Genomic DNA, 24,387 nt, shown 5'->3' on the forward strand with positions numbered 1-24,387 from the left:
GATAGAGTGATAATGGTTAATCTCAGATATTCCTATATAGGAATGGAGCACCTGCATGTACTTAGCTTGCCGGTAAAAGTTTGCCCTTATTGGAAAGATGCAATATGCGCGAGGAGGACAGAAATTAGCTTTCTGGCAGCAGGCTTGGCTACTTGGTGCTTTTTAAGAATCCCGAAGCGGGAAAATGCTTTTCTAAAGCGCAGATGAGTAGATATGATTGCAAGGTAGTTCTAAATAAATAGGGAAAAGCATTTATTTTCAGGACCACTGCGGAAAACCGCGCCCAGTGGTTTAAATACGATTTTTATTATTTTTATTCAATTTATGGGTTACCCTCCTCTCTCCCTGATTTCTTATAACCAGAAGAAAATCGCTATGAATAGTCCTAGTAAGGCCATAAAAAAAGCCCCGCTGTTGGGCGGGGCTTTTGATGCTGTTTTACGAAAATGGGCTCAGAAACTATACGTGCACGTGGCGCTCTGCATGGTAAGATGAACGCACCAAAGGACCGGACTCAACGTACTTCAATCCGCGGCTCAGGCCTTCTTCGCGGTAATGGGCGAACAGGTCCGGGTGGATGAACTCGGCTACCTCAATATGCATCTTCGTAGGCTGCAGGTACTGGCCCAAGGTAAGGATATCCAGACCGTTGGCAGCCAGGTCATCCATGGCTTCGTACACCTGATCTTTGGTTTCGCCCAGGCCCAGCATGATGCCGCTCTTGGTACGCTTGCCGTACGCTTTGGTACGCTTGATCTGCTCTAAGCTGCGGTCATATTTGGCCTGCGGACGTACCTGGCGGTACAGGTTTCTCACAGTCTCCATGTTGTGCGAAACCACTTCCTGCCCGGCAGAAATCATCACCTCCAGCGCTTCCCAGTTCGCTTTCACGTCTGGGATAAGCGTTTCAATGGTGGTTTCCGGCGAGAGGTTCTTGATCTGCACAACGGTTTCATGCCATACACTGGCGCCACGGTCTTTCAATTCGTCGCGGTTCACCGAGGTGATCACGGCATGCTTCACGCCCATGAGTTGAATGGCTTCGGCCACGCGGCGAGGCTCATCCAGGTCATATTCGTTGGGGCGGCCTGTGGCCACGGCGCAGAAAGAACAGGAGCGGGTACATACGTTGCCCAGAATCATGAAGGTAGCCGTTCCGGCTCCCCAGCACTCTCCCATGTTAGGGCAGTTTCCGCTTTCGCAGATGGTATGTAGTTTATAGGTATCTACCAGTTGTCTGACTTTGGCGTATTCTTTACCCACGGGCAGTTTTACGCGCAGCCAGTCTGGCTTGCGGGTTTTAGTTTGAGCTTCTGCTGGTTGGATAACCGGCAACGCAATCAATTGATCCATGCTGCAAAGGTACTAAGTGAGGAGCGGATAGGCAAAAAACAGCCAAAGGGAAAGGATCGTTCAACGGCGGCGCCCGTAATACAGGGTCAGGTACACAGACATGAAGGTGTTGCGCTTAGGGGCACCGGGAATCATGGTCATATCGCCGGCAAAAGCCTCTACCAGCATACCCACCTCAATCCCGGTCACGCTTTCCATGTAACGGCCATACTCAAAAGAAACGCCGGCCTTGGCATTGGCACCTACCCTGAAACTGGGTTCGCTCAGACCTTTGAACACCCCTGGGGCTCCCACAATCAGACCTTCGTTTGTGTGGATATTGGGGTCATACTGCTCCGTGCTGATCATGACCGGACCTACCAGGTAATATTGCTGGGTTCTGGGATCCAGGACGTAATTGCTGCGGTCGTATTCAATAAAGTAGGGCGCCATAATGCCGATGGAGGGCCCGCCGGCTATTACCCCGTTCACCTGCACGCCAGATTCTGCGGCCTTTTTAAAGAAGGTGTACTCGCGGCCGTACTGCGGCCTGAGCACAAACAGGTAATTGCTTTTACCCCGCACAAAGGAGGCGCCGTTCTGCAGGTTCTGGACCGGTCTCTCTTTGGGATGCTTTACCTCTACCCCCTCCAGGGCCCAGAAATGATACCAATTCCCTTCCAGATGGTAGACCTGCTTGATCATGGCTCCGCCCAGGAGGCCACCATTGGAGTTGAAGTTCAGCCCGTAGGTAAACTCCCTGGAATAGCCTTCTTCTTCCTCAACGGTCTGGGCCATGGCCAAACCAACCGGAAGAAAGGATATGATGGCAAGCACAAGTAGAATTCTGCGCACAGGAAAGAAGGCTAAGGTTTGTTTAAATGTAAATAACTTTACAGGCACCTGCAAATCTTAAATAGTAAGACAATCAGTTCAAAGGACACCAATGCCCCGGGCTCACTCAGCCCCTAAACACGCTACTTTCACGTCCTGCCCTCCTTCCGGAAAGATACCCAGACAAGAAAGGCAACCGCCAGGTGACAGATCAGCAGTACTCCAGTCCATCAGGATTAAATCCTCAGCGAACAGAAGCTTCAGCAAGTCTCCGGCGCAAGTTTAACAAGTAGCGGGAAAGCAATGTTTGAAAATCCGGTTCCTGGCAGGTTGTTTCCCTTTCTCCCTGTTCCTACGCCAGCTAATCTGTTGCGTTCCAAGGGACTTAGCCTTGGTATAGAACGAATTATCTCACATATTTGATATAATAAAAACCCCAAAGAAAGTATTTTATAAAGACCTGCTTTCTTCGGGGTTTTCACTTACTCAGGAAGCCAGTTTCTTTACTTCCTGCAGGCTTATTCCCAGGTGGGAACCATGGTACTGGCACTGCCCGTCTTTGATGAGCAATAACTGCGGCGACTCATGCCTCACGTCAAAGGATTGGGCAATCTCATTTGACACCGGCCGGTAGTTCAATAAATCAAGGTAGTAAGGCTTCACGTTAGCCAGGCCCGCATCGGCCCACTGGCGCTCCAGCCGACTTTTGGCCGTGGCACTGATAGAACACGTGGTGCTGTGCTTGAAAATAACTACCGGTTGCTCTTTTGACTCTTCTTTAATCTGCTCTATCTGCTCAATGCTGTTTATCTGGTTCCACTGCATAATTTCTGATCTGTAATTAACTTAAAAAATGAACGCCTCAGCTTTTTCTGGCCCGCGTTGCCGCGTTCTTTCTGGTAAATACCTTGGGTTTGATGACCGCTGTCCCATCTTCGTTGATGGGCATAAGGTCTCTTTTCCTGCTCTTTTTCAGTTTACGGCCACTTTCGCCTTTCCGGTGGTTGTACGCACTCACATCCAGATGTGATTCACTGTAGTCGGTCTCCACCCGTTTGGCTTCCCTGAGGCTGTTCTTCAGTTGCCGCTTCTGCTGCTTGGGACTAAGGTAAGCGGTCTGGGCCTGCGCCGAGGACGCTATGCCGAATACCAGCGCCACAACAGCGCACAAGAAAATAAGGGGTAGCTTGTGTTTCATCCTAGTCCTACTTTTTCCAAGAGGCTTTGCTTGCGTTTAGGGGTGGGAATGCGGGTTTTCTTTTTCTTGAGCAATCCCTGTTTGTCATACTCCATGTCCCGACCACCGTAATCACGGCCTTCGTTCGCCTGGTCTTCCTGGGTGACCTCTTTCTTCTTGAACATGCCAAACATAGAACCCTTCTTCTTCCCGGAGACATCCGGGCAGGCGATTCTGCTGGAGTTACATGCTCCCAAAGTCAGCCCTATGGACAACACCACAAGCCCTACGGCAAAGCGCATCTTTATCATACCTAATATTCAACTTATGGTATACGTGTACCAACCTTTGTTGGCTATACCTGTTTCTGTTTTAAGGCCGCTTTAGAGAAAACAACCCTAAAATAGACCAGATGACTTAGAAACTCAGTAAGGCCTCTACCTTTTCGCGCAAGCGCTTCACCGGCAGGAACTCCTGCTCCAGCGGCGGCGCAAACGGGATAGCGGTGTCCAGGCCACCCACGCGCACCACCGGCCCATCTAACTGGGTGAAGCAGTTCTCCGAGATCCAGGCGGCGATCTCCGCGCCTATGCCTCCGGTAAGCGTGTCTTCGTGCAGCACAATCACGCGGCCGGTTTTGGTTACGGTCTGGCGCACGGCCTCTTTGTCCCAAGGCAGCAGCGAACGCAAATCCAGGATATCAGCGGATACCTCTGGCATGGTGTTCAGGAGCTGCTTGGCCCAGTGCACGCCCATGCCGTAGGTGATGATGGAGAAGTCATTTCCTTCCTGCGCCAACCTCGCCCGCCCGATCTCTACGGTGTAGTAATCGTCTGGAATGGCTTCTGACAAGGCGCGGTACAGCAGTTTGTGCTCAAAGAACATCACCGGGTTCGGGTCCTCGATGGCGGCGTTCAGCAGGCCTTTGGCGTCATAGGGCGTGGACGGGTACACGATCTTGAGGCCCGGCGTATGGAAAAACCAAGCCTCGTTGCTCTGAGAGTGGAACGGACCGGCCGCGGCGCCCGCGCCCGTAGGCATGCGTACCACCACATCGGCGTTCTGGCCCCAGCGGTAGTGGCTTTTGGCCAGGTTGTTCACAATCTGGCTGAAACCAGCGCTCACGAAATCGGCGAACTGCATCTCAATCACTGACTTTTTCTTCCGGATAGACATGCCCAATCCGATGCCCAAGATAGCCGATTCGCATAAAGGCGTGTTGCGGATGCGCTCTTTCCCGAACTTGTCCACAAAGCCCTCGGTCACTTTGAAAACCCCTCCGTACTCCGCAATATCCTGACCCATAATCACCAGATCGGGGTAACGCTCCAGGCTTTGGCGCAGGGAATCTGAGATGGCATCCACGAAACGGCGCTCTGAGCGGGCGCTGTCTTTGGGCTTGATCACCTCCTGGATGAACGGCTGGTACATATCGGCGAGCTCTTCCCTTACATCCGGGGTAGGCATGGGTGTGCTGTGCGCCACTTCCAGCCCGCGCTCAATCTCCTCACGGAACTCCTCTCTGATTGCCGCCAGCGATTTAGGCGTGAGCACTTTCTCGTCCAGCAGGTACTTCTCAAAGTTCTCTACCGGGTCTTTCTTGCTCCAGCGCTCAAACAGCTCCTGTGGCACGTACTTGGTGCCGGAGGCCTCTTCGTGCCCACGCATTCTGAAGGTCATGGCCTCAATCAACATAGGGCGCGGATTCTTTCTGATGCTGTAGGCGGCCTGGCGTACGGTGTCATAGACCTCCAGCACGTTGTTGCCGTCTATCTGCAGCGCATCAATGCCGTAGGCCGGGCCTTTGTCAATGAAGTACTGGCATTTGAACTGCTCGTTGCTGGGCGTAGACAAACCGTAGCCGTTGTTCTCGATCATGAAGATCACGGGCAGTCCCCACACGGCGGCCACGTTGAGCGCCTCGTGGAAGTCGCCTTCGCTGGCGCCGCCGTCTCCGCTGTACACCAGGGTTACTTTCTCGCGTTTGTCCAGCATCTCAGCTAAGGCAATGCCGTCAGCTACAGCCAGTTGCGGTCCCAGGTGCGAGATCATGCCCACAATGTGGTGATCGTTCGTCCCGAAGTGGAAAGAACGGTCGCGACCTTTGGTGAAACCGGTTTTCTTGCCCTGGAACTGGGCAAACAGGCGGTCCAACGGAATGTCGCGGCAGGTGAAAACGCCCAGGTTGCGGTGCAGGGGCAGAATGTATTCATCGGGCTCCAAAGCCAGGGTAGAACCCACGGAGATAGCCTCCTGCCCGATGCCCGAGAACCACTTGCTCACCTTGCCCTGGCGCAGCAGAATCAGCATTTTCTCCTCAATCATGCGGGGTTTGAGAATGCCCCGGTACAGGTGCAGCAGATCGTCGTCTGTATAGTCTTTTCGGTTGAATTTCATGGTTTTCGCGTTTTCTGCGAGGCGTAAATTTACGGCAATCCCTGATGGGGCGAAATAGTAGCCTAGTTATTTTTACTTTTGCCGTTTAGAGGCCAGTTTAGGGAAATTATGCTAAAAACGACCTTCAACCTGGGTTTGGTCTGCGCGGCTAAACCATATACCTGATTTATTTAACGAAATGAACGCGAAAGCTATCCATCCTATTACCAGCTAAACTAGCGCGACTGCAAGAAGCAGGAAGAACGTTCACCAAAACGAGCAAATAAGCATCCATAAAGCCTTATCCTGGAGATAACTACTTCACAGACAAACCAAGGCACATAAAAAACCCTCGCACCTCTCAAATGAAAGAAGCGAGGGTAAATAATTTACGTTAGGCTTGATACCCTTAATTCACCGCATTCACAATAGCTTCTAACTGAGCGTTAGTTGGTGTCACGTTAAAGCTGAGAACATTGATTTTCCAGGAGTCTCCGTCTTTGATCAAATGGCTTACCAAGCGCCAGGGAATATTGGGCGTAAACGTATCCATCTTAAACTGCTCAATCACCGTGGCAGAGGTAGCGCTCTCATCAATCTTTATTTCCCGGAGGTCTACCTTATGGTTGGAAACTTTCACCGTGGAATCCCCAAGCACCTGCGCCATGTAATCTGAATATTGTTGCTTATCAAACAACTCCGTTGGGTCTGTAGCACTAAAGTGTCCGTCTTCAGCAAGCAAAGTAGCCATTTCTGTGGCTTGTTTATTCGCCAGGGAAGAATGGAATCTGTCCATTACTTCAGAGACATTGGCATGGGATGCAGTAAGGTTATCAGGGGCTTCCTGGTCTGTTGTTGACAAGATGTTTTCCATAAAATGTAATTATAGATTTTAGATATTTATTTACTAAACATAACCTTATTTAATTACATAAAAAAATGGATATGTTCAAATGCAACAATAAACAACCCACCTCTTGAAACACTGAGGTATTTACGTGTGTTTCACTGCTATTACCGCTAACTACCCTCTTTCTTGGAGGCAACTTTAATTTTCAGACTGGGTTTACGTACTTTCGTACATTGTCTCCCCCTATCATTAAGAGAGGACACCTTTGATTATGATTCAGTATAAAGAATTCACTTTAGATAATGGCCTGCGCTGCATTGTGCACGAAGATACCACCACGCCGCTGGCGGTTTTGAACGTGCTCTACAATGTGGGTTCCCGCGATGAGGACGAGACCCACACTGGTTTCGCCCACCTGTTTGAGCACCTGATGTTCAGCGGATCGGTGAACGTGCCCAACTACGACGAACCCTTGCAACTGGCCGGCGGAGAAAACAACGCCTTCACCTCGCCGGATATTACCAACTACTACCTCACCGTACCGGCTCAGAACATTGAGACTGGCTTCTGGCTGGAGTCTGACCGCATGCTGGATCTGGCGTTCAGCGAGAACGGCCTGGAAGTGCAGCGCAAAGTGGTGGTAGAGGAGTTCAAGCAGAATTACCTGAACCAACCCTACGGCGATGTCTGGCTCAAACTTCGGCCGCTGGCTTACCAGCACCACCCCTACAAATGGGCGACCATCGGGAAAGAGATCAGCCACATTGAGAACGCGGTAATGGATGATGTGCGGACCTTTTTCAAGAAACATTACTCACCCGCCAACGCCATTCTGGTACTTGCCGGCAACATCACCTTTGAGCGCGCCAGGGAACTCACCGAGAAATGGTTTGGGCCTATCCCCGGCGGCGTGAAATACGAGCGCAACCTGGCCCAGGAGCCCCGCCAAACTGAGGCCCGCTATCTGGAAGTAGAGGCCGAGGTGCCTCTCACCGCGCTCTACAAAGCCTACCACATGCCGGCCCGCACTAGCCCAGACTACTACGCCGCCGATCTGTTGAGCGATGTGCTGGGCCACGGCGACTCTTCCCGCCTTTACCAGGAGCTGGTGAAAGAGCAGAAACTGTTCAATTCCATCTCCTCGTTTGTGACCGGCTCCATGGACCCGGGCTTGCTCGTGATCCAGGGCAAACTGAACGTGGGCGTAGAACCGCAGGTCGCCAACGCCGCCATAGAAACCATCGTGGCCAGGATCAGGGCCGAGCACGTGAGCGAGGAGGAACTGCAGAAAGTGAAAAACAAAGCCGAGACCTCCATTGTCTTCTCCGAGATTGAGCTCCTGAACCGTGCCTTGAACCTGGCCGTGGGCAAACTGATGGGTAACCCCAACTTCATCAACGAGGAAGGCGCCCTGGTACAGGCCGTCACCTCACAGGCCATCTACCAGCAGGCCCAGGAAATCCTGAGACCCGAGAACTGCTCTACCCTCATCTACAAAGCCGCTCCCGGCAGCGAGGCGCAAGAGGAGTTGGAAGAAGCTTTGGAACAGGATTAGTTTGTTTAGGGACTGATTTTTAGAAATCAGCCCCTAAATGACCCCATCTGCTTTCTCTCTAATTTATTGTCATCCTGAAAGGATCTTGTGAGCAAACGGTAGTAGGGCTTAATAAAAGCTATTCTAGTTCGCCCACAAGATCTTTCCAAGATGACATAATTTATTACCCTGCCTTTATTGGTGTTATCACCAACAAACCGCAGGAGCAGATATTGGCAAGGCCAGCGTAAACTGCTTGTTGGTGATAACACCAACAAGGGCAGGCCTTACTCATCTAAAATCTCAAAATAAAGCAATCAATACCTCATTCATGAGCTTTAACATAAGAACCGGCTTCGGCTATGACGTGCACCAATTGCAGGAAGGATTGGATTTCTGGCTGGGTGGCATTAAAATACCCCACACTCATGGCGCCCTGGGTCACTCAGATGCCGATGTCCTGATCCACGTGATTTGCGATGCCCTGCTGGGTGCCGCCAACCTGAGAGACATCGGTTACCATTTCTCAGACAGAGATCCTAAGTACAAAGGCATAGACAGCAAGATCCTGCTGCGCGAGGTCATGGAACTCATCCGGGAGAAAGGCTACGAGGTGGGCAACATTGATTCTACCGTCTGCCTGCAGGAACCTAAGGTGAACCCGCACATCCCTGGCATGAAAACCTGCCTGGCTGAGGTCATGGGTATTCCGGAGGATGATATCTCTATCAAGGCTACTACCACCGAGCAGCTTGGCTTTGTGGGCAAAAAGGAAGGCGTGGCCGCCTACGCCACGGTGCTGATCCATAAATAAGAACGACAACGATGCGGCATCGTTTTTGCCCTGTTTTCCCAAAAACGGCCCCAAAACAGCTATCGTTTGTTCGTTACCCGAAAATTCAGTAGCATTAAGGTCTTATACCAGAACAACAAACAACCTCAATGAAAAAGCATTTGTACACGTTGGGCATGGCCGCCGCTTTCCTGTCGGCTTGTTCCTCGTCCCAAACTCCTTCGGCGTCTACCGCGGACAGTACCGCCTCGGGCGCCAACGGAGCGGCAGCAGCGGGTGCCATCGCGGCTAACCCCACCGATTACGCAAAGACCATTACCGCCGCCGACCTGGAGAAATACCTGCGCGTGCTGGCCTCCGATTCTTTGGAAGGCCGCGAGACCGGCGAGCGCGGACAGAAGATGGCCGCCGAGTACATCTCCAACCACTTCAAGGCCAACGGCCTGGTAGGTCCGGTAAAAGGCGGTTCTAACCCGTATTACCAAACCTTTGACCTGGAGAAAAGCTCCTGGGGCGAAGGCTACGTAACCGTAGGTTCAAAGAAATTCACCATGGGCAAAGATTTCTTCGTGCTGGGCACATCGCCGTACCAGAATGAGGAAACTGCTCAGGTGGTGTTTGCCGGCTATGGCATAGATGACCCGGCGTACTCAGACTACACCAACCTGGACGTGACCGGCAAGGCCGTAGTAGTGCTGGCTGGGGAGCCTAAAAAAGCAGACGGCAAATATATCATCAGCGGAACCGACAAAATGAGCACCTGGTCACAGGATACCCGCACAAAAGCCACTGCCGCCACCAAGAAAGGCGCTAAAAGCGTGTTAGTGGTGATGGGTACCACTGATGCCGAGTTCCAGCAGCAGACGGCCCGTTACGCCGGTATGTTGAATCGCTTCTCCATCGGGTTTGCAGCTTCCACTACCCAGCCTCGCGCTGCTAACATCTACGTGTCACCTTCTATGGCTGCCGCGTTACTGAACACCAAACCAGAGCAACTGACTTCTTACGGTGCCTCCGTGGCCAAAGCGGGCAAAACCGTAGCTTCACCTTTCAAAGCCGCTACGAACGTGAAGATCAAAACCGCCCGTAACCGCCAGCCGCTCCCAACGGAGAACGTGTTGGGTTACCTAGAAGGCTCTGACCTGAAAAACGAACTCATCGTGATCAGCTCGCACTATGACCATGAAGGCATCAAGAACGGCGTGGTGTACAACGGCGCCAACGACGATGGCTCCGGCACCATGGCAGTGATGGAACTGGCCCAGGCGTTCGCGCAGGCGAAGAAGAACGGCCATGGCCCGCGCCGCAGCATCCTGTTCCTGGCCGTAACCGCCGAGGAGAAAGGCCTTCTGGGTTCTGAGTACTACACAGACCATCCTGTTTTCCCGCTGGAGAACACTGTGGCAGATTTGAACATCGATATGATCGGGCGTACTGATAAAGAGCACGAAGGCAAAGCCGACTACATCTACGTGATAGGCTCTGACAAGCTTTCCTCTGAGCTGCACGCCATCTCTGAGAACGCGAACAAGACGTACACCAACATCGACCTGGACTATACCTTCAACGACCCCAACGACCCGAACCGGTTCTACTACCGTTCAGACCACTACAACTTCGCGAAGCACAACATTCCGATTGCCTTCTATTTCAACGGCGTGCACGAGGACTACCACCAGCCAACGGATGACGTGGACAAGATCAACTTCCCATCGGCCGAGAAAGTAGCCCGCCTGGTGTTCTACACCGCCTGGGACCTGGCTAACCGTACCGAGCGCATCAAGGTAGACAGCAATAAGAAATAAGCGCCGACGCTGCGCGTTAGCCCTGATTCTAGAGCGCTGAGTTGAAATAAAGACTTTGGACTCAGAACTCTAGACTCAGGACTAGCCAAAAGAAAAAGGAGAGGGTTTTCCCTCTCCTTTTTCTTTTGGCCTATATCTTATTGGCCGGTTCGCCGTTATTTTTGTAGCTTGACCGCTTCTTTTACAAGGCATTGCGGTAATTGCCCCTCTTATTTAGGCCTGTTTTCTGAAAAATGGCTTAAAAACTGAGAAGTAGAAATGATCATGGCCCGGGCAGACGCTGGCGCCTAAAAGTAATTACAGGAGAAAATAACTTGAGCATAAAATTAAAGCAGTTCCTGCAGGACTCAGAGAACAAGGCGTTTGACCTGGAGCATCGGCAGAAAATCCGCTTCAACATAGGCAAGTACAATGCCGCCGTGCAGAACGGTATGATGGCCTATGAGCACCATGAACTAGCGCGAGAGCGGGCCTCGTTCCTCAAGACCCAGACCATCAACAACCTGGACAAGTACCTGGTGGAGTTTGAGAACAATTTCACCAAACGAGGCGGGAAAGTGATCTGGGCCCAGAATGCCGAGGAAGCCCTGCGTGAGATTGGGGCCATTATGAAGCGCAAGCGCGCCAAATCGGTGGTGAAGTCCAAGTCCATGAGCACCGAAGAGATCCACCTGAACGATTTCCTGGAGAAGAACGGCGTAGAGACAGTGGAGACCGACCTGGGCGAATACATTGTGCAACTGGCCGGGCAGCGCCCGTACCACATTGTGACGCCGGCCATGCACATGTCCAAGAAAGACATTTCGGAGCTGTTTTCTAAGAAACTGGGCATTCCGCGCACCGATGACGCGCAACAGTTGGTGCTCACGGCCCGCAAACTCCTGCGCGAGAAATACACCCAGGCCGAGGTAGGCATCAGCGGAGCCAATTTCCTGATCGCGGACGTAGGCGGGATTGCCGTGACGGAGAACGAAGGGAATGCCCGCTTGTCCACCACCTTCCCGAAGACGCACATCGCCATTGTGGGCATTGAGAAGCTGATCCCGTCCATGCTGGATCTGGACCTTTTCTGGCCTTTGCTCAGCACCAGTGGTACCGGGCAGAACGTGACCATCTACAACACCATCCTGACCGGCCCGCGCCAGCCCACCGAGAAAGACGGCCCCGAGGAAATGTATGTGGTGCTATTGGACAACGGCCGCACCAACCTGCTGGCCCAACCAGACCAGCGAGAAGCCCTGAACTGCATCCGGTGCGGGGCTTGCCTCAACGTGTGCCCGGTGTACAAGAACATCGGTGGCCATACCTACGAGACCACGTATAGCGGACCTATCGGATCGGTGATTACGCCGCACCTGGCGGGCATGGAAGAGCACAAGCATTTGAGTTACGCCAGCTCTCTGTGTGGCGCCTGCACCAGCGTGTGCCCCGTGAAGATCAACCTGCACAATCTGCTCCTGCTCAACCGCAAGCAAAGCGTAGACGAAGGCCTGGTGGACAAGAATGAGAAACTGGCGTTCCGCTTCTGGGCCAAGGGCATGCAGAGCCGCCGGTTGCTGAACCTGGCCCCGGCTTCGGTGAAGAACTTTGTATTGGGCCACGTGCAGAAAGAAACCTGGAGCAAACGGCGCGAGCCGCTGGTGGCCGCCCCGCTTTCTTTCAATGAGATGTGGCGAAAACAACGCAATAACCTCTAAACAAGAAAATGCCTTCTGAGAACCAGAAGGCATTTTTCATTTCTTCAAAGACGAGCAGTTTCCCGCCTTTCCAGAAGTATTAGGCAAATGGCCGGCTATTAGCGGGAGGCAATTTGCTGGAAGAAAGATTTCTTCTTGCGGTTTGCGGTAGTCCGCTTTTTCATATAACTCCCATTATTCCGCTTGATCTGCTTGTATCTGGCCATAGAACCTTTCTTCTTTTTGAAGAATGGGAGTGACTCAGCTGCAAGCGTGGCATCGGTGGCCGCGTTGGCCACAGGAGAAACAGAAACTGCGAAAGCGAAAACCAAAAGCGTAAGTAAAAATTTCTTCATCGGAATACTGTTGTTTTAGTTATATTTAATACTTCCTATACCCAAAATTAGAAGTAAAGTTTCACTATATCAAGTATAAATATACCCAAAACAGCATATTCCTTTTTACATACAATTATAGCCGTTTTAGTATTTGGATTAAATCTTCTACTTCCTGCCCTGAAATAGCCGGAAAATTGGCTATTCTGATCTGTTTTTCTTTGAATGCTCCATATCCGCTTCCTACTATATTTCCTTCTTTTTTTAATATAGAAATAATTTCGGCGGCAGGCCTCTCCAGCACATCGGCCACTATCACTGTGGGGGAGCGATGCGCTTTCTCCTGCACGAAGGGAGAGAACAGGGCGCTTTCTTCCAAAAAACCATAGAGTTGTTGGGCTTTGGCCTCGGTTTCTCGCCTGATCACGTCCAAGCCTTTAGCCAGCATGTCTTCCACCACATGAGCCAGCAGGTAGATATCCAACACATTGGGGGTGCTGGGTGTCTGGAAGCCTTGGTACTGGTCCTGCAGAGAGGCGATGCTGTGGTGCCCGCCGGTATATTGCTTCCCTTCCAGTTGGACGGCTTTGGTGCGGCAGCGCTCGTTCACAATCCAAACCCCCAGACCGGCCGGCAAGCCAAACCCCTTCTGCACCGACAGGAAAGCCATGTCTATTTTGGAGAAATCCAGCGGCGCATACGGCGCCCCAGAGACAATGTCCACGGAGATCAATGGCTCAGGATTCCTTTCCCGCAGCAGGTGGATGTCGGCGACAGGAACGCAGACGCCGGAGCTGGTCTCGTTCTGGGTGATGGCCAGCAACTCGGTACCGGCGGGCACCTGCACCTGGTCTATGGCAAACCCCTGCCCAAATGGTACCTGCAAAACCTGCGCATCGCGGCCCAGCCATTTGGCGTGGTCCAGGTACTTCTTGGAGAAGGAACCGTTCACCAGGTGGTAGGTGCGCTCAGCAGTCAGACTCTGCAGGCTGCGCTCCCAGATCTCGGTGGCCGATCCGGTGAAATAAATGGCGTAATCATAGGGCAACCCAAACAGCGCCCGCAGGCCTTCATCAGCGCGTTTGTACAAGTCTTTGAACGCCTGGCTGCGGTGCGACTGGGAGAACACCTGCTGGTCTAACGCGTTTTGCAAATGCCCTGCCACCGTTGGGTACAGTTGCGAGGGGCCGGGAGTGAAATATACAGAAGCCATTTTTGAATGAGTGAATGGGTGATTGAGAGATTGAATGAATGGATTGAACGATAGTTCTTGCCTACCGTGGTTTATAAATGAGAATGGAGCAGGTTAAATGCAAGAGCCGTTTTGCCGCCGTTTCCTGGAAAACAGCCTTAAAACGGCTCTTGTACTATATTTTTCCATCAGACGCATTGTGCCCGATTTCTTGAAAACAATCCCAAAACACCAGAAAACCTTGCTACATCCTGCTACCTGCTACTAGTACAGCGTCCGGGATTTGATGGTGTCCGGGATCTGTTTCAGTTGCTGGATCACGGAGCGGTCATACTTGGTATCCACGTCTGTGATCACGTAACCAATGGTTTCGTTCGTTTTCAGGTACTGGCCCAGGATGTTGATCTGGTTATCTGCCAAGGCATTGTTGATCTTGGCCAGGATGCCCGGTACGTTGCGGTGGATGTGGATGAGACGGTGCGCGTTGCGCAGGGCCGGCAACTGCAGGTTAGGGAAGTTCACGCTGTTGTATGAACCGCCCGTGTTGATGTAGTCAATCATCTTGGACGGCACGTACTGCGCGATGTTCTCCTGGGCCTCCTCGGTGCTGCCGCCCACGTGCGGCGAAAGCAGTGTGTTGGGCAAGCCGCGGAGCGCCGATTCAAACTTCTCCTGGTTGTTCTTAGGCTCGTACGGGAACACGTCCACGGCGCAGCCCCTGATTTTTCCGCTCTTGATGTTCTCGGCTAAGGCCTCGATGTCCACCACGTGGCCGCGGGCCAGGTTCAGGAACAGTACACCCGGTTTCATCAGCTCAAATTCCTTCGGTCCGATGATGTTCTTGTTCGCGGCGCGGCCGTCTACGTGCAGCGTCACGATATCGGCTAAGGCTAACAACTCGGCCAGGGAATGGCAGACCTTGGCGTTGCCCAGGGCCAGCTTGTCTACAACGTCATAAAAATAGACCTCCATGCCCAGGCTCTCGGCTAAGACAGAAAGCTGCGACCCGATGTTGCCGTACCCAATGATGCCCAGTTTCTTGCCCCTGATCTCGTTGGATCCTTTCGCTGATTTGTCCCACTCGCCCTGGTGCAGGCGGTTGCTTTTCTCCACCAGTCCGCGGGAAAGCATGATGATCTCCCCGATGGCCATCTCCACCACGCTACGGGTATTGCTGTAAGGCGCGTTGAACACGATGATGCCGCGTTCAGTGCAGGTCTGCAGGTCAATCTGGTTTGTTCCTATACAGAAGGCACCTACCGCCATCAGGCGCGGGGCGTGCGCCAGGGCTTTGGCCGTCACTTGCGTCTTGGACCGGATACAAAGAATAGACACATCATGCAGCTGCTCGCACAACTCGTCTTCTTCCAGCGCTCCCGCGACTACCTCTACCTGGTAACCTTCCTGCCGGAACATATTGATGGCCCGCTCATGGATACCCTCCAGCACCAGCACTTTGATACGGTTCTTGGGGTAAGAGAGCGCGCTGGGCAGCTTGTTCACGTACAGGAACTCATCCAGACTGGGGGTCACGTGGTCGGCTTTGCCCACTACGCTGTCGCGGCTCACGTTCTCGGTGAAAGCGTAGAATTTATCGGCGATGCCGGCTTCTTTGATCTCATAATCGGTATAGCCGTCCCCGATGACGTAGACCTCGCCGGGCAGGTTCAGGCTCTTGATCTGCTTGGCCTTGCCCTGGTTCTGGGTGAGTACATTGGCGCGGTCAAACCCGGTAATGTTACCGTTCTCGTCATACGTGAAGCTGTTGGCGAACACGTTCTCGGGCTTCACGCCCAGTTCCTGCACAATGGGCACAATGAACTCCTTAAACCCGTTGGAGATGATGTAGATATCGTCTTTGAAGGCCTCAAAGAAAGCTTTGTTATGCTTGAATGACTCTGAGATCTGGCCCTTCAGGTGTTGGATGAGGGTATCCAGGTGCTCCCGGTTGGCGCTGAGCAGGGCCAACCGCTGGTCCAGGGAGTCTACCAGGGGAATCTCGCCTTCCATGCCCAAGTCGGTGATGCGCTGGATTTCGGAGAGTACTTTCTGGCGACGGGCCGGGTCTGGGATGCAGATGGCGCAAAGTTCGTCCAGGGCCTCTACCTTGGTGAAGGTGCTGTCAAAGTCAATGATGAAATGCTTGTGCGTACTCATGGAGAAGGAGTTAACGAGGCTGGGCCGCTAAGAATGCCCGAGCCTCTGGTTTCCGTACTGCCGTCCCAACAGGAATGGCGCCCCAATATCGGAGAGGTTACGGTGAAATGAAAAGCGTTTTTAGGGAGTTTTCTAAAAACCGCCTAAAAACGCTACTTTTTACTAGTAAATACCTGACTTTGTTAGAAAAGTGCCGGTGTGCCGGGCCTACGCGGAAACAAAGCCACGTCATTGATGTCTTTGATGCGGCAAATAAAACGAGCCATGCGTTCTACCCCAAACCCGGCACCGGCAGAGCGCGGCAAGCCTTGTTGGGCTACTTTCAGGTAATGCTTGAAGGCCTGCTGGTCAGTGCCGGCCTCTTCCATCCGTTTCAGGATCTGGTGATACTCGTTCTCACGCTCTGCTCCGGATAATCCTTCTCCAAAACCCTCGGGCCAGATAAGGTCATAGTTCAGGTACGTGCCCGGCTTGGCGGGGTCTTCCTTGTCATAGAACTCGCGGCGGTGGTTCAGGAGCCAGAAGGGCAGCTGCGCCTCCTTGGACTTGACGTGCTCATAGTCGGGGCCGTACTGCGCCTCCAGGTCCTCGGTGCGGAAGATCTCCAGCTCGCCTATCTGGCACAACCCTTCGGGGCGGTACTTGGAGACGATCTCGGGCAGGTCTTTCTGCACGGCGGCAAAGAGGTAACGGAGCAGGTCTTCCATGAAGGAGCGCACAAAAACGCCGTCCTTGTCCCGGAATTCAAAGTCTATCTGGGTGAACTCAAACAGGTGGCGGCCCGTAAACGCACGGTCGGCAAACTCCAAACGAACATTAGGTGACACAATGTACAATGCCTCCAAGGCTGGGTTCAAGAGTGCCAACTGCTTATGGAAGATCATAGACTTGGTCAGGCTCCAGCGGCAACCGGCATAGGCAATGGATGCATCTACCACGCCATGGTTCAAAGGATCTGTGATGGGCGAGAGCATGAGGGGCATGACCTGCACCAAACCGCGCTCAAACATGAACTGGTGCGCGGCCCTGATGATGGCTTGCTGCACCTTGAGCACGTCTACGGTTTCCGTGCCCTGCAATTGGGCAAGAGTTGCCTCCAGGCTCACCTCTAGCTCTTCAACCAAATCGCCTTCCATATAAATTTTATAAATATGTTAACCTTTCTTTTGTTTCATTAAAACAAATATATGATTTTATTGATTAAATTGATAAATCCATAAAACAATTTTTCGTATCTTAGCACATCCCTAAAAAGGATTATTGTTCGTTGTAGAATTGTTAAAAATAGATCTATAAAATGGCCCAAGTTTCAGAAATTGACAATCTTGACAGAAGAATTCTTTCCATGCTGATGCTAGATGCTACCAGAGCCTACACAGACATTGCCAAAGAATTACAAGTTTCTGGGGGTACCGTACACGTGCGCATGAAGAAGTTGGAAGATTTAGGGGTGATCAAAGGATCGCACCTCTTCATCAACCCCAACGCGGTAGGTTATGACATCTGCGCCTTTATTGGTATCTACCTGGAGAAAGGCTCAGCGTACCAGACGGCGGTCACTTCAATGCGGCAAGTACCCGAGATTGTTGAGATGCACTACACCACTGGCCAGTGGAGCATGTTCGCTAAAATCATCTGCCGTGACACCCTGCACCTGCGCGAGGTGTTGAACGAGAAAATACAGGCCATTGAGGGTGTGGAGCGCACAGAAACCTTCATTTCTTTGGAAGAAAGCATTACCCGCCAGGTAGACATCCTGTAATTAGGCAATTGCTTTCTGCGGCCGTTGGCTGAATTAGAAAACTGTATTATCTTTCAACGCTGAAGTCTACAGATAGGCCAGCGCGTCTATGAGCGAAAGATCCCGTACCCGTAAGATACAATGGTGGAAGAGGCAGGCAATCCTGCCTCTCCTGTTGTTTTTTCTCTGGGCCTGCGGCGATTCTGGCAACGCTGAGCCAGGCATCACGCTGAAGAAAAATGCCCGTAAGGTGCAGGTCATTGCCCACCGGGGCGCTGCCGGCCTGGCGCCGGAGAACACCCTGGCCGCCGTGAAGAAAGGCCTGGAAACCCAGGCCGATTACATTGAGGTAGACGTGCACCAGAGCAAAGACGGCGAGGTAGTGGTCATCCATGACCCCACCGTGGACCGCACCACCAACGGCACCGGCCGCGTGGCCGACCTCACCCTGGCCGAGCTGAAGAAACTGGACGCCGGCAGCAAGCTGGACTCCGCCTTCGCGGGCGAGCGCATCCCTACCCTGGCGCAGGTCCTGCGCGCGGTGAAAGGCAAAAAGAAACTGCTCATTGAGCTGAAGAAAGGCGAAGAAGACTATTACTCCGGCCTGGAGGAAAAGACCATCCAGCTTATCCGGGAGAATCGCGCCGAGGACTGGTGCGTGCTGCAGTCTTTCTATGACCCCATCCTGGACCGCATCTGGAAAGCCGATTTCGTGATTCCCACGCAAAAGCTGATCATCGGCAAGATCCCGTTCCTGCCTGTCTTCATTGACCATGAGCTCAAGTTCGGGAGTTTTGACCGCTACTCAGAAGCCACCGCCATCAACGTGCACCGCTTCTTCGCCTCCAAGGCGTTTATCACCTCGCTCCACAACCAGGGCTTCAAGACCTTTATCTGGACCGAGGATGAGCCCCAGAACATCCAGAAGCTCTTTCAGATGGGCGCCGATGGCGTGATGACGAACCACCCGGAGCTGATCAAAAGACAATAACCCGTTTAGAGCCTGCTTTTGTGAAAACAGCTCCAAACCGCTGCAATAGCCTATATCCTACTTTAAAGCCGATTTTCAAAAAACGGCCTTAAAACAGCCGGTTGCGGCAGTTTAAAAATTATCCATGTAGCTCTCGGTCTCGCGGCGGATTTTCTCTTTGCCGGTTCTGAGGCGGGCGTGGGCGTTGGTGCGGGCCAGTTCCAGGTCGGTGTCGGCGTCTACCTTCACGGTCTCGCGGCGGTTGTGGCTGTAGTGCTCCATGCGGGATTCTTTGCCAGCCTCATCAATGACTTTGCGGGTGTCGTACTCGCGGCGGCGGTGCTCCAGTTTCTCCAGGCTGTCCAGCTCGGTAGTAGACTCCACGTCGCGCAGCAGATCGTCATAAGGACCGCGCTTAGAGATCAGTTTGGTGAAGATGGGCGCGGTCTCCAGGCAGATGAACAGCAGCATGATGAAGAAGCTGGGCATGAACGGCAATTTCTCCAGGGCCTCCATACGGGCCATGATGCCGCCGTAATCCTCAAAGCGGGCTTTTCCCTGGGCAATGGCTTTGTCGCGCTGGGCAGCAAGGGTGTCAATGCGCTGCTGGCGCTGGGCAATCAACAAGGAAGCCTGCTCCTGCAGCACCTTCAATTCGGCGTCTATTTTGTCATATTGGGCCTTTTTCTCCTGGAAGATCGGGCCGCGACCGATTTTCTTCGTGCCGCCGGTACCGTCGCTCTCGGCGCTCATCTGTGTGTAGAGCGTGTCGCGCTGGGCAGACTTGGTTCCTATCTCGGCTTTGATACGGTCAATGTCCTTGCGCACAGAATCAGCCTCGGTAAACTGCTGGTTGATGAGTTTCTGGTGCTCCAGAGCCAATTGGGCCTTTTTCTCCTCCAGCACGCTGTCAATCTCCTTCTGAAAGATGCGCAGCTCCAGCGGTTTGGAAATCACGATGGCTAATACCAATGCCAGCACCAGGCGCGGCAGAATCTGCAGAAACTCCTTGCCAAACCTGCCCTCCTTGCGGATGGTGGAGACAATGAAGCGGTCCAGGTTGAAAATAACGGCACCCCACAGCAACCCGAAAGCCGCCGCGGCCACTACAGAGTCAAAAACGGTGTAGAGCGCGTAGCCGCCCGAAAGGGCCGCCAATATGCCGGTAAACAAGACAGTGGCGCCTATGCTCCCGAATTTGATGTGCTCAGACTTAGGGCATTGGGACAGAATGTGGTCATCGGCCCCGGCACACCACCAAAAGAAATCTCTCATATAAGACAGAAGCACGGAAGTGCCTCTCAGGTTAGGATTAGATAATTGTTAAACGAAGATGCGAAAGGATTTTTGATACTGCGGGATTTAAATAAATTCAGGATAAACAAAAACCGCCACAGGCGCCTTTTAAGCGCATCTGTGGCGGTAACTTACTGGGGATGAGATTGGTTCCGGCGGGTTATTGATTGTTTTCGTCAAGTTTGTTGTAGAGGAGCAGCGAGCCGCAGGCACTGGCCAGCACCAGCCGCAGATCTGGGCTGAGGGTGTTCCTGAACCACACTTTGCCGTTGTTCACGGTCTGCACACTGGCCAGGACCTGCCCGTCGCGGGAGAACTCGTAACCCAGGGCCGTGCCGGAGGGCAAGGATTTCCCCTCCCACCTGTACAGCGGCAAAACCTCTATCTCATAGGTGCCGTTGGTAAGCTTTCCGGTGAAATTACGTCGCTCCATGAAGTTCCCGGGATCTGCCAGGGCCAGTCGCCAGTCGCCGCTCTCTGGAGACCGGAAGGCCACCTGCAGGAACTCACGCTGCTTGTTCAGGTTCGCAGACCAGCCATCGGCCTGGGCCGTGACGGCGTTGAGCATGGCTGCGGCCTGCACGTCCACCGTTTTCCCCTGCACCGTATCTCGCAGCAAGAAACTGTATTTCTGGTAAGCCTCGGTTGCCTGGATCAGGCTCCCCAGATCTGAACGCCGGGTCCAGCCCCGGCTGATGTCTTCCAGGCGGTACGAGCCAAACCCAAAGCCCTTTTCTTTGCCCAGTGACACCCTGAAAGCCGAGCGCCCTACCACGGGCATGACGGTGGCTTCCTGCTGAAAGCTCTCGCTTACTTTCATATCAGGCACAGAGCAACCGGAGAAGCCTAGCAGGGCAGAGGCTATGGCAGAGAAGAATAGTTTTTTGGAGCCAATGGTAAGAGAGGCGAGTGGTTTCATAAAGTCAGGTAAAGCTTTGTTCAAGCTGTATAAATAATCAAAAGATAATCAGTCCAAGAAGCCAGAACCTACCCAGGCAAAGACTTTTCCCGTAAAAAGAGATTTCTATCTTAGTTGCGAGAAGAAGACCAGCCAGGAAACTTTTACCCCTACTGGCCGCTTCTATATTTCAATACTTTTCAAATACAAGGTGCGTTTTCCTTTCTGTAGAAGCCGGCCTTGTATTATTTTTCCACCTAACCGCACGGCATGATATTAGACGCATATACCTTTCTGATCATTCTTAGCAGCCTCATTATTCTGTCATATGTCTTTGACCTGGTGGCCAAAAGATCAAAGATACCATCCGTCATCCTGCTGCTTTTCACCGGAATTATCCTTCAGGTACTTGCCTCTTCTTTCAACGTTTCTCTGCCGGGTCTGCGCAACATACTGGAGTTGTTTGGCATCATAGGCCTTATTCTCATTGTGCTGGAAGGTGCCCTGGACTTGGAACTAAGCCGCGATAAACTCCCCCTCATCCGGAAAACCCTGCTCACGGCTACCCTTACCCTGCTCATCACGGCGGCGCTTATTGCCTGGTTTATTTATTTCTGGCTGGAAGTACCCTACCAAGTGGCTATTGTCAACGCCATCCCGCTGGCGGTGATCAGCAGCGCGATTGCCATCCCCAGCGTGAGTAATCTCACTGCCCAGAAAAAAGAGTTTATCGTCTACGAGGCTACCTTTTCAGACATCATCGGGATTGTGGCCTTTAACTTTGCCATTCAGAACGAGCAGGTGGGAATAGGGTCTTTCGTTTCCCTAGCGGTGGACCTGGGCAGCATCCTGCTGATCTCCGTGGTGTGCTGTCTGCTCCTGTTGTTTTTCGTGGACAAGATCAGGAGCCACATCAAGTTCTTCCTGATCATTGCCATCCTCATCCTGCTGTACTCCATCGGGAAGAAATTCCACCTGTCATCGCTGCTCATGGTGCTGTGCTTCGGCCTGATGCTGAACAATGCCGCGCTATTCATCAAAGACCGGCTGGCTAAGTACATCAGCCTGGCGTCGCTGCAAGCGGAGATCATTCAACTCAAACAGATCAACGGAGAGAGTGCCTTCGTGATCAGGACCTTCTTCTTTTTGCTCTTCGGGTTTTCCATTAACCTGCAGGAACTCTTCCAACTGGATGTCTGGGTCATGGGCTTCACCATTTTCTCTATCATTCTGCTGGTACGCTTTGCCTACCTGCAGTACATTGCCCGGGTGCCGCTTATCCCGGAGCTTTTCATTGCGCCCAGGGGCCTGATCACCATCCTGCTGTTCTTCAGCATTCCGCCGCAGTATGACATTGTGGGCATGAACGAGAGCGTGCTTTTCTTTGTCGTTTTGCTTTCCAGCCTACTCATGATGCTGGGCCTGTTGCTGACCAGAAACAGCGTGAGCAACATTCCAAACTATTAAGATAAGCCAAGGAAAACCTTCCACTTCCCTTGGATTTAGGTTTCCATAAACGAAAAGGCTTGTTGCTGGCGTTCTTTTATAAAAAGCTGTAGCTTAGCTTCATGGGAAAAACACTGGCAGTTCTCTTGTTAGGCGTCCTTTTCTCCGCCAGCGGCTGGGGCCAGCTCCTTTACGGACAGGCATTACCCAGCTTGGAACCTATTCCGGCGAAGCCCATGCCCAGATTAACGGCATCGGTTCAGATGTATGAGCCCCTGTTGCTGCTGGGTTCACAGGAAACCGATTATGCTTCTTTGGTGGTAGACCCCAAGGAAATTATTGTGGTGAAAGCATTCCGAGACTCGGCTGTTCTGGCATCTATGGGTCCGGCAGCCAGTAGCGGCGTGTACCTGATCAAGCTTAAAAACAAGAAAACGCTCCTGAAACTGGAAGACGTGCTGGATTACTTCCAGGTACCGCAGGAACAGCGCCATCTGCGTATCCTCCTGAACAAACAGCCCTTCAACAAAAACCGGTTCCTGGCTGATGTCAAAAGAATCATCAGAATTGAGGTGATGACGCAGGACAAAGTAAGCCCGTACCGGCTTAGCTGGGATGAGCATGAACAGTTCCTGAACATAGTGACGGTGCAGGAGGCGCAGTTATAGTTTATAGGGGCAATCCCTTTTGGTTGCCCTTCCGTAAGGAGCATCTTTGAAGCCTCTTCTCTGTAGTAAAGCCACTGGTTCTTCAAACCGCATTGTCATCCCCCTACCCCCTTCAAAGGGGGACGGAATGCGTGTTCCTTTATTGAGTTATTCCCAACAATCTGGATTTTGTTGACAAACAAAGGGCAACCACAAGGGATTGCCCTTACATTGCTTTCCCGAAAGGCTAAAACACCAATCCCCGTTTAGGGCCCCGTTTTTTAAAAACAGCCTTAAACGGGGATTCGTCACTCACTTACTCACTCACTGTCTTCATCGGGGAGGATTTCCACGTCCTGCACCAGCACCAGGTTCTCAATCTCCCGGCCTCTGGGAGTATTGGCCAAACCGCCGAGGGCGGTTTCCTTGTACTTGGTTTCCATGCTTTGGCCAACCTCGCCCAGCGCCATGACACATTGGTCTACGGGGATGACCGGGTTCACGCCGGCAATGGCAATCTGGGCACTGGAAAACGCGATGGCCGCCGCACTGGCGTTGCGTACAATGCAGGGAACCTCCACCAGGCCCGCCACGGGGTCGCAGATCAAACCCAGCATGCACTGAATGGTAATGGCCACCGCCGCAAATGCCTGCTCTACGGTACCACCCAGGCAATACACAATCGCGCCGGCGCCCATGGCCGCTGCACTACCGGTCTCGGCTTGGCAACCGCCTACGGCACCGGCCAACGAGGCATTCGTTTCTATAATAAGCGCAATACCGGCGGCCACCAGCAAACCCTCGTGGATTTTACGGTCTTCCAGTCCGTGCAGGTCCTGGATGGTGGTCAAAATGCCTGGCAAAATGCCTGAAGCCCCGGCAGTGGGCGCCGCCACTACCCGACCCATGCACGAGTTCACTTCCTTAGCACCCAGCGCCCGGCTGATGAGCTGCTGGAACTCCGGCGACAGAACCGTTACCGGTGCGGCCGCCACTTTCTTGGCCCCATTATTCACCATGCCCGAGCGCGAGGTCATGTCCTGGGTGAGCCCGGTCTTCACGGCATCCTTCATGACATCGTACGCCCGCTGCAGCCCGTCCCAGATCTGTTCCTCGGTGCGGCCCTTCTGCTCTATCTCATAGGCCAGCACTGCCTTGTACAACGGCTCTCCCGTGGCCTGGCAATGCTGTCCCCAACTCGCGAAATCATTAAAAAGTAAAGCCATATCTTGTCTGTATCTTCTGGTCTGTAAACCTTCTGCCTTTCGTAGCAAAGAACTCATTCTTCATTAAAGCAGAGCTTTCCCAGCGGGTTTAGCCTTTAAAAT

Annotated in this window: 22 protein-coding genes; 8 read left to right on the forward strand and 14 right to left on the reverse strand. The window is 52.7% G+C overall.

Annotation, left to right across the window (positions count from 1 at the left end; all coding sequences use genetic code 11):
- Positions 1-459: 459 nt before the first annotated feature.
- The 7 genes from lipA to J3P35_RS00635 form a co-directional block, all read right to left on the reverse strand.
- A complete protein-coding gene (gene lipA / locus J3P35_RS00605; protein WP_210464016.1) occupies positions 460-1,344 on the reverse strand; it encodes a lipoyl synthase in 885 nt (294 codons plus the stop codon).
- Positions 1,345-1,413: 69 nt separating this feature from the next.
- Positions 1,414-2,187 carry a hypothetical protein gene (locus J3P35_RS00610; protein WP_210462092.1) on the reverse strand — a complete coding sequence of 258 codons (774 nt, stop codon included), beginning with the start codon at positions 2,185-2,187 and terminating at the stop codon, positions 1,414-1,416.
- Positions 2,188-2,652: 465 nt separating this feature from the next.
- The gene (gene ytxJ / locus J3P35_RS00615) at positions 2,653-2,991 is read right to left on the reverse strand and encodes a bacillithiol system redox-active protein YtxJ (protein WP_210462094.1); all 339 of its coding nucleotides are present in this window, start codon (positions 2,989-2,991) and stop codon (positions 2,653-2,655) included.
- 37 nt (positions 2,992-3,028) lie between these two features.
- The gene (locus J3P35_RS00620; protein WP_210462096.1) at positions 3,029-3,364 is read right to left on the reverse strand and encodes a hypothetical protein; all 336 of its coding nucleotides are present in this window, start codon (positions 3,362-3,364) and stop codon (positions 3,029-3,031) included.
- On the reverse strand, positions 3,361-3,654 hold the full coding sequence (locus J3P35_RS00625) for a hypothetical protein (RefSeq protein WP_210462098.1): 294 nt from the start codon (positions 3,652-3,654) through the stop codon (positions 3,361-3,363). Before J3P35_RS00625 ends, J3P35_RS00620 begins: the two co-directional genes overlap by 4 nt.
- 106 nt (positions 3,655-3,760) lie before the next feature.
- On the reverse strand, positions 3,761-5,740 hold the full coding sequence (locus tag J3P35_RS00630; RefSeq protein WP_210462100.1) for an alpha-ketoacid dehydrogenase subunit alpha/beta: 1,980 nt from the start codon (positions 5,738-5,740) through the stop codon (positions 3,761-3,763).
- Positions 5,741-6,128: 388 nt separating this feature from the next.
- Positions 6,129-6,593 carry a nuclear transport factor 2 family protein gene (locus J3P35_RS00635; RefSeq protein ID WP_210462102.1) on the reverse strand — a complete coding sequence of 155 codons (465 nt, stop codon included), beginning with the start codon at positions 6,591-6,593 and terminating at the stop codon, positions 6,129-6,131.
- A gap of 247 nt (positions 6,594-6,840) precedes the next feature.
- On the opposite strand from J3P35_RS00635, the gene J3P35_RS00640 reads away from it, so the two are divergent.
- The 4 genes from J3P35_RS00640 to J3P35_RS00655 all read left to right on the forward strand — a co-directional run bounded on the left by J3P35_RS00640 (position 6,841) and on the right by J3P35_RS00655 (position 12,398).
- Positions 6,841-8,124 carry a M16 family metallopeptidase gene (locus J3P35_RS00640; protein ID WP_210462104.1) on the forward strand — a complete coding sequence of 428 codons (1,284 nt, stop codon included), beginning with the start codon at positions 6,841-6,843 and terminating at the stop codon, positions 8,122-8,124.
- A gap of 310 nt (positions 8,125-8,434) precedes the next feature.
- A complete protein-coding gene (gene ispF / locus J3P35_RS00645) occupies positions 8,435-8,917 on the forward strand; it encodes a 2-C-methyl-D-erythritol 2,4-cyclodiphosphate synthase (protein ID WP_210462106.1) in 483 nt (160 codons plus the stop codon).
- 128 nt (positions 8,918-9,045) lie between these two features.
- On the forward strand, positions 9,046-10,701 hold the full coding sequence (locus tag J3P35_RS00650) for a M28 family peptidase (protein WP_246849888.1): 1,656 nt from the start codon (positions 9,046-9,048) through the stop codon (positions 10,699-10,701).
- Between the two features lie 314 nt (positions 10,702-11,015).
- Positions 11,016-12,398, forward strand: a complete 1,383-nt coding sequence (locus J3P35_RS00655) for a LutB/LldF family L-lactate oxidation iron-sulfur protein (protein WP_246849890.1) — start codon at positions 11,016-11,018, stop codon at positions 12,396-12,398.
- Positions 12,399-12,496: 98 nt separating this feature from the next.
- Here the strand turns inward: J3P35_RS00655 and J3P35_RS00660 are convergent, their stop codons facing one another.
- The 4 genes from J3P35_RS00660 to J3P35_RS00675 all read right to left on the reverse strand — a co-directional run bounded on the left by J3P35_RS00660 (position 12,497) and on the right by J3P35_RS00675 (position 17,197).
- Entirely contained in the window at positions 12,497-12,733 is a 237-nt protein-coding gene (locus J3P35_RS00660; protein WP_210462108.1) for a hypothetical protein, read from the reverse strand.
- Positions 12,734-12,848: 115 nt separating this feature from the next.
- On the reverse strand, positions 12,849-13,925 hold the full coding sequence (locus tag J3P35_RS00665; protein ID WP_210462109.1) for an aminotransferase class V-fold PLP-dependent enzyme: 1,077 nt from the start codon (positions 13,923-13,925) through the stop codon (positions 12,849-12,851).
- Between the two features lie 243 nt (positions 13,926-14,168).
- Positions 14,169-16,061 (reverse strand): phosphoglycerate dehydrogenase, encoded by a 1,893-nt coding sequence (gene serA / locus J3P35_RS00670; protein ID WP_210462111.1) that lies wholly within the window; start codon positions 16,059-16,061, stop codon positions 14,169-14,171.
- Between the two features lie 182 nt (positions 16,062-16,243).
- Positions 16,244-17,197 (reverse strand): asparagine synthetase A, encoded by a 954-nt coding sequence (locus J3P35_RS00675; protein ID WP_210462112.1) that lies wholly within the window; start codon positions 17,195-17,197, stop codon positions 16,244-16,246.
- A 161-nt stretch (positions 17,198-17,358) separates the two neighbouring features.
- Here J3P35_RS00675 and J3P35_RS00680 point away from each other — a divergent pair, with 161 nt between their 5' ends.
- Together J3P35_RS00680 and J3P35_RS00685 are read left to right on the forward strand one after the other, a co-directional pair.
- A complete protein-coding gene (locus J3P35_RS00680) occupies positions 17,359-17,823 on the forward strand; it encodes an Lrp/AsnC ligand binding domain-containing protein (RefSeq protein WP_123128412.1) in 465 nt (154 codons plus the stop codon).
- 88 nt (positions 17,824-17,911) lie between these two features.
- On the forward strand, positions 17,912-18,793 hold the full coding sequence (locus J3P35_RS00685) for a glycerophosphodiester phosphodiesterase (protein WP_210462114.1): 882 nt from the start codon (positions 17,912-17,914) through the stop codon (positions 18,791-18,793).
- 111 nt (positions 18,794-18,904) lie between these two features.
- Here the strand turns inward: J3P35_RS00685 and J3P35_RS00690 are convergent, their stop codons facing one another.
- Complete coding sequence (locus J3P35_RS00690) at positions 18,905-20,047, reverse strand: DUF4407 domain-containing protein (RefSeq protein WP_210462115.1); 1,143 nt, start codon at positions 20,045-20,047, stop codon at positions 18,905-18,907.
- Between the two features lie 181 nt (positions 20,048-20,228).
- Positions 20,229-20,987 (reverse strand): hypothetical protein, encoded by a 759-nt coding sequence (locus tag J3P35_RS00695; RefSeq protein ID WP_210462117.1) that lies wholly within the window; start codon positions 20,985-20,987, stop codon positions 20,229-20,231.
- A gap of 249 nt (positions 20,988-21,236) precedes the next feature.
- Here J3P35_RS00695 and J3P35_RS00700 point away from each other — a divergent pair, with 249 nt between their 5' ends.
- Complete coding sequence (locus tag J3P35_RS00700; RefSeq protein WP_210462119.1) at positions 21,237-22,433, forward strand: cation:proton antiporter domain-containing protein; 1,197 nt, start codon at positions 21,237-21,239, stop codon at positions 22,431-22,433.
- Between the two features lie 101 nt (positions 22,434-22,534).
- Positions 22,535-23,080, forward strand: coding sequence for a hypothetical protein (locus tag J3P35_RS00705; RefSeq protein ID WP_210462120.1), 546 nt, complete (start codon positions 22,535-22,537; stop codon positions 23,078-23,080).
- A gap of 299 nt (positions 23,081-23,379) precedes the next feature.
- On the opposite strand, the gene sdaAA is transcribed toward J3P35_RS00705, so the two are convergent.
- On the reverse strand, positions 23,380-24,285 hold the full coding sequence (gene sdaAA, locus J3P35_RS00710) for an L-serine ammonia-lyase, iron-sulfur-dependent, subunit alpha (protein ID WP_210462122.1): 906 nt from the start codon (positions 24,283-24,285) through the stop codon (positions 23,380-23,382).
- Positions 24,286-24,387 lie beyond the last annotated feature (102 nt).

The organism is Rufibacter roseolus (assembly GCF_017916365.1).
GTDB classification, from domain to species: domain Bacteria; phylum Bacteroidota; class Bacteroidia; order Cytophagales; family Hymenobacteraceae; genus Nibribacter; species Nibribacter roseolus.

Bases quoted from the DNA above. Each gene is read 5' to 3' on its own strand.
- J3P35_RS00630 (WP_210462100.1), bottom strand. From the start codon at position 5,740: ATGAAATTCAACCGAAAAGACTATACAGACGACGATCTGCTGCACCTG.
- J3P35_RS00685 (WP_210462114.1), top strand. From the start codon at position 17,912: ATGAGCGAAAGATCCCGTACCCGTAAGATACAATGGTGGAAGAGGCAG.
- J3P35_RS00690 (WP_210462115.1), bottom strand. From the start codon at position 20,047: ATGAGAGATTTCTTTTGGTGGTGTGCCGGGGCCGATGACCACATTCTG.
- ytxJ (WP_210462094.1), bottom strand. From the start codon at position 2,991: ATGCAGTGGAACCAGATAAACAGCATTGAGCAGATAGAGCAGATTAAA.
- J3P35_RS00650 (WP_246849888.1), top strand. From the start codon at position 9,046: ATGAAAAAGCATTTGTACACGTTGGGCATGGCCGCCGCTTTCCTGTCG.
- sdaAA (WP_210462122.1), bottom strand. From the start codon at position 24,285: ATGGCTTTACTTTTTAATGATTTCGCGAGTTGGGGACAGCATTGCCAG.
- J3P35_RS00625 (WP_210462098.1), bottom strand. From the start codon at position 3,654: ATGATAAAGATGCGCTTTGCCGTAGGGCTTGTGGTGTTGTCCATAGGG.
- J3P35_RS00680 (WP_123128412.1), top strand. From the start codon at position 17,359: ATGGCCCAAGTTTCAGAAATTGACAATCTTGACAGAAGAATTCTTTCC.
- J3P35_RS00705 (WP_210462120.1), top strand. From the start codon at position 22,535: ATGGGAAAAACACTGGCAGTTCTCTTGTTAGGCGTCCTTTTCTCCGCC.
- J3P35_RS00695 (WP_210462117.1), bottom strand. From the start codon at position 20,987: ATGAAACCACTCGCCTCTCTTACCATTGGCTCCAAAAAACTATTCTTC.
- J3P35_RS00665 (WP_210462109.1), bottom strand. From the start codon at position 13,925: ATGGCTTCTGTATATTTCACTCCCGGCCCCTCGCAACTGTACCCAACG.
- J3P35_RS00620 (WP_210462096.1), bottom strand. From the start codon at position 3,364: ATGAAACACAAGCTACCCCTTATTTTCTTGTGCGCTGTTGTGGCGCTG.
- J3P35_RS00700 (WP_210462119.1), top strand. From the start codon at position 21,237: ATGATATTAGACGCATATACCTTTCTGATCATTCTTAGCAGCCTCATT.
- serA (WP_210462111.1), bottom strand. From the start codon at position 16,061: ATGAGTACGCACAAGCATTTCATCATTGACTTTGACAGCACCTTCACC.
- J3P35_RS00640 (WP_210462104.1), top strand. From the start codon at position 6,841: ATGATTCAGTATAAAGAATTCACTTTAGATAATGGCCTGCGCTGCATT.
- J3P35_RS00660 (WP_210462108.1), bottom strand. From the start codon at position 12,733: ATGAAGAAATTTTTACTTACGCTTTTGGTTTTCGCTTTCGCAGTTTCT.
- ispF (WP_210462106.1), top strand. From the start codon at position 8,435: ATGAGCTTTAACATAAGAACCGGCTTCGGCTATGACGTGCACCAATTG.
- J3P35_RS00635 (WP_210462102.1), bottom strand. From the start codon at position 6,593: ATGGAAAACATCTTGTCAACAACAGACCAGGAAGCCCCTGATAACCTT.
- J3P35_RS00675 (WP_210462112.1), bottom strand. From the start codon at position 17,197: ATGGAAGGCGATTTGGTTGAAGAGCTAGAGGTGAGCCTGGAGGCAACT.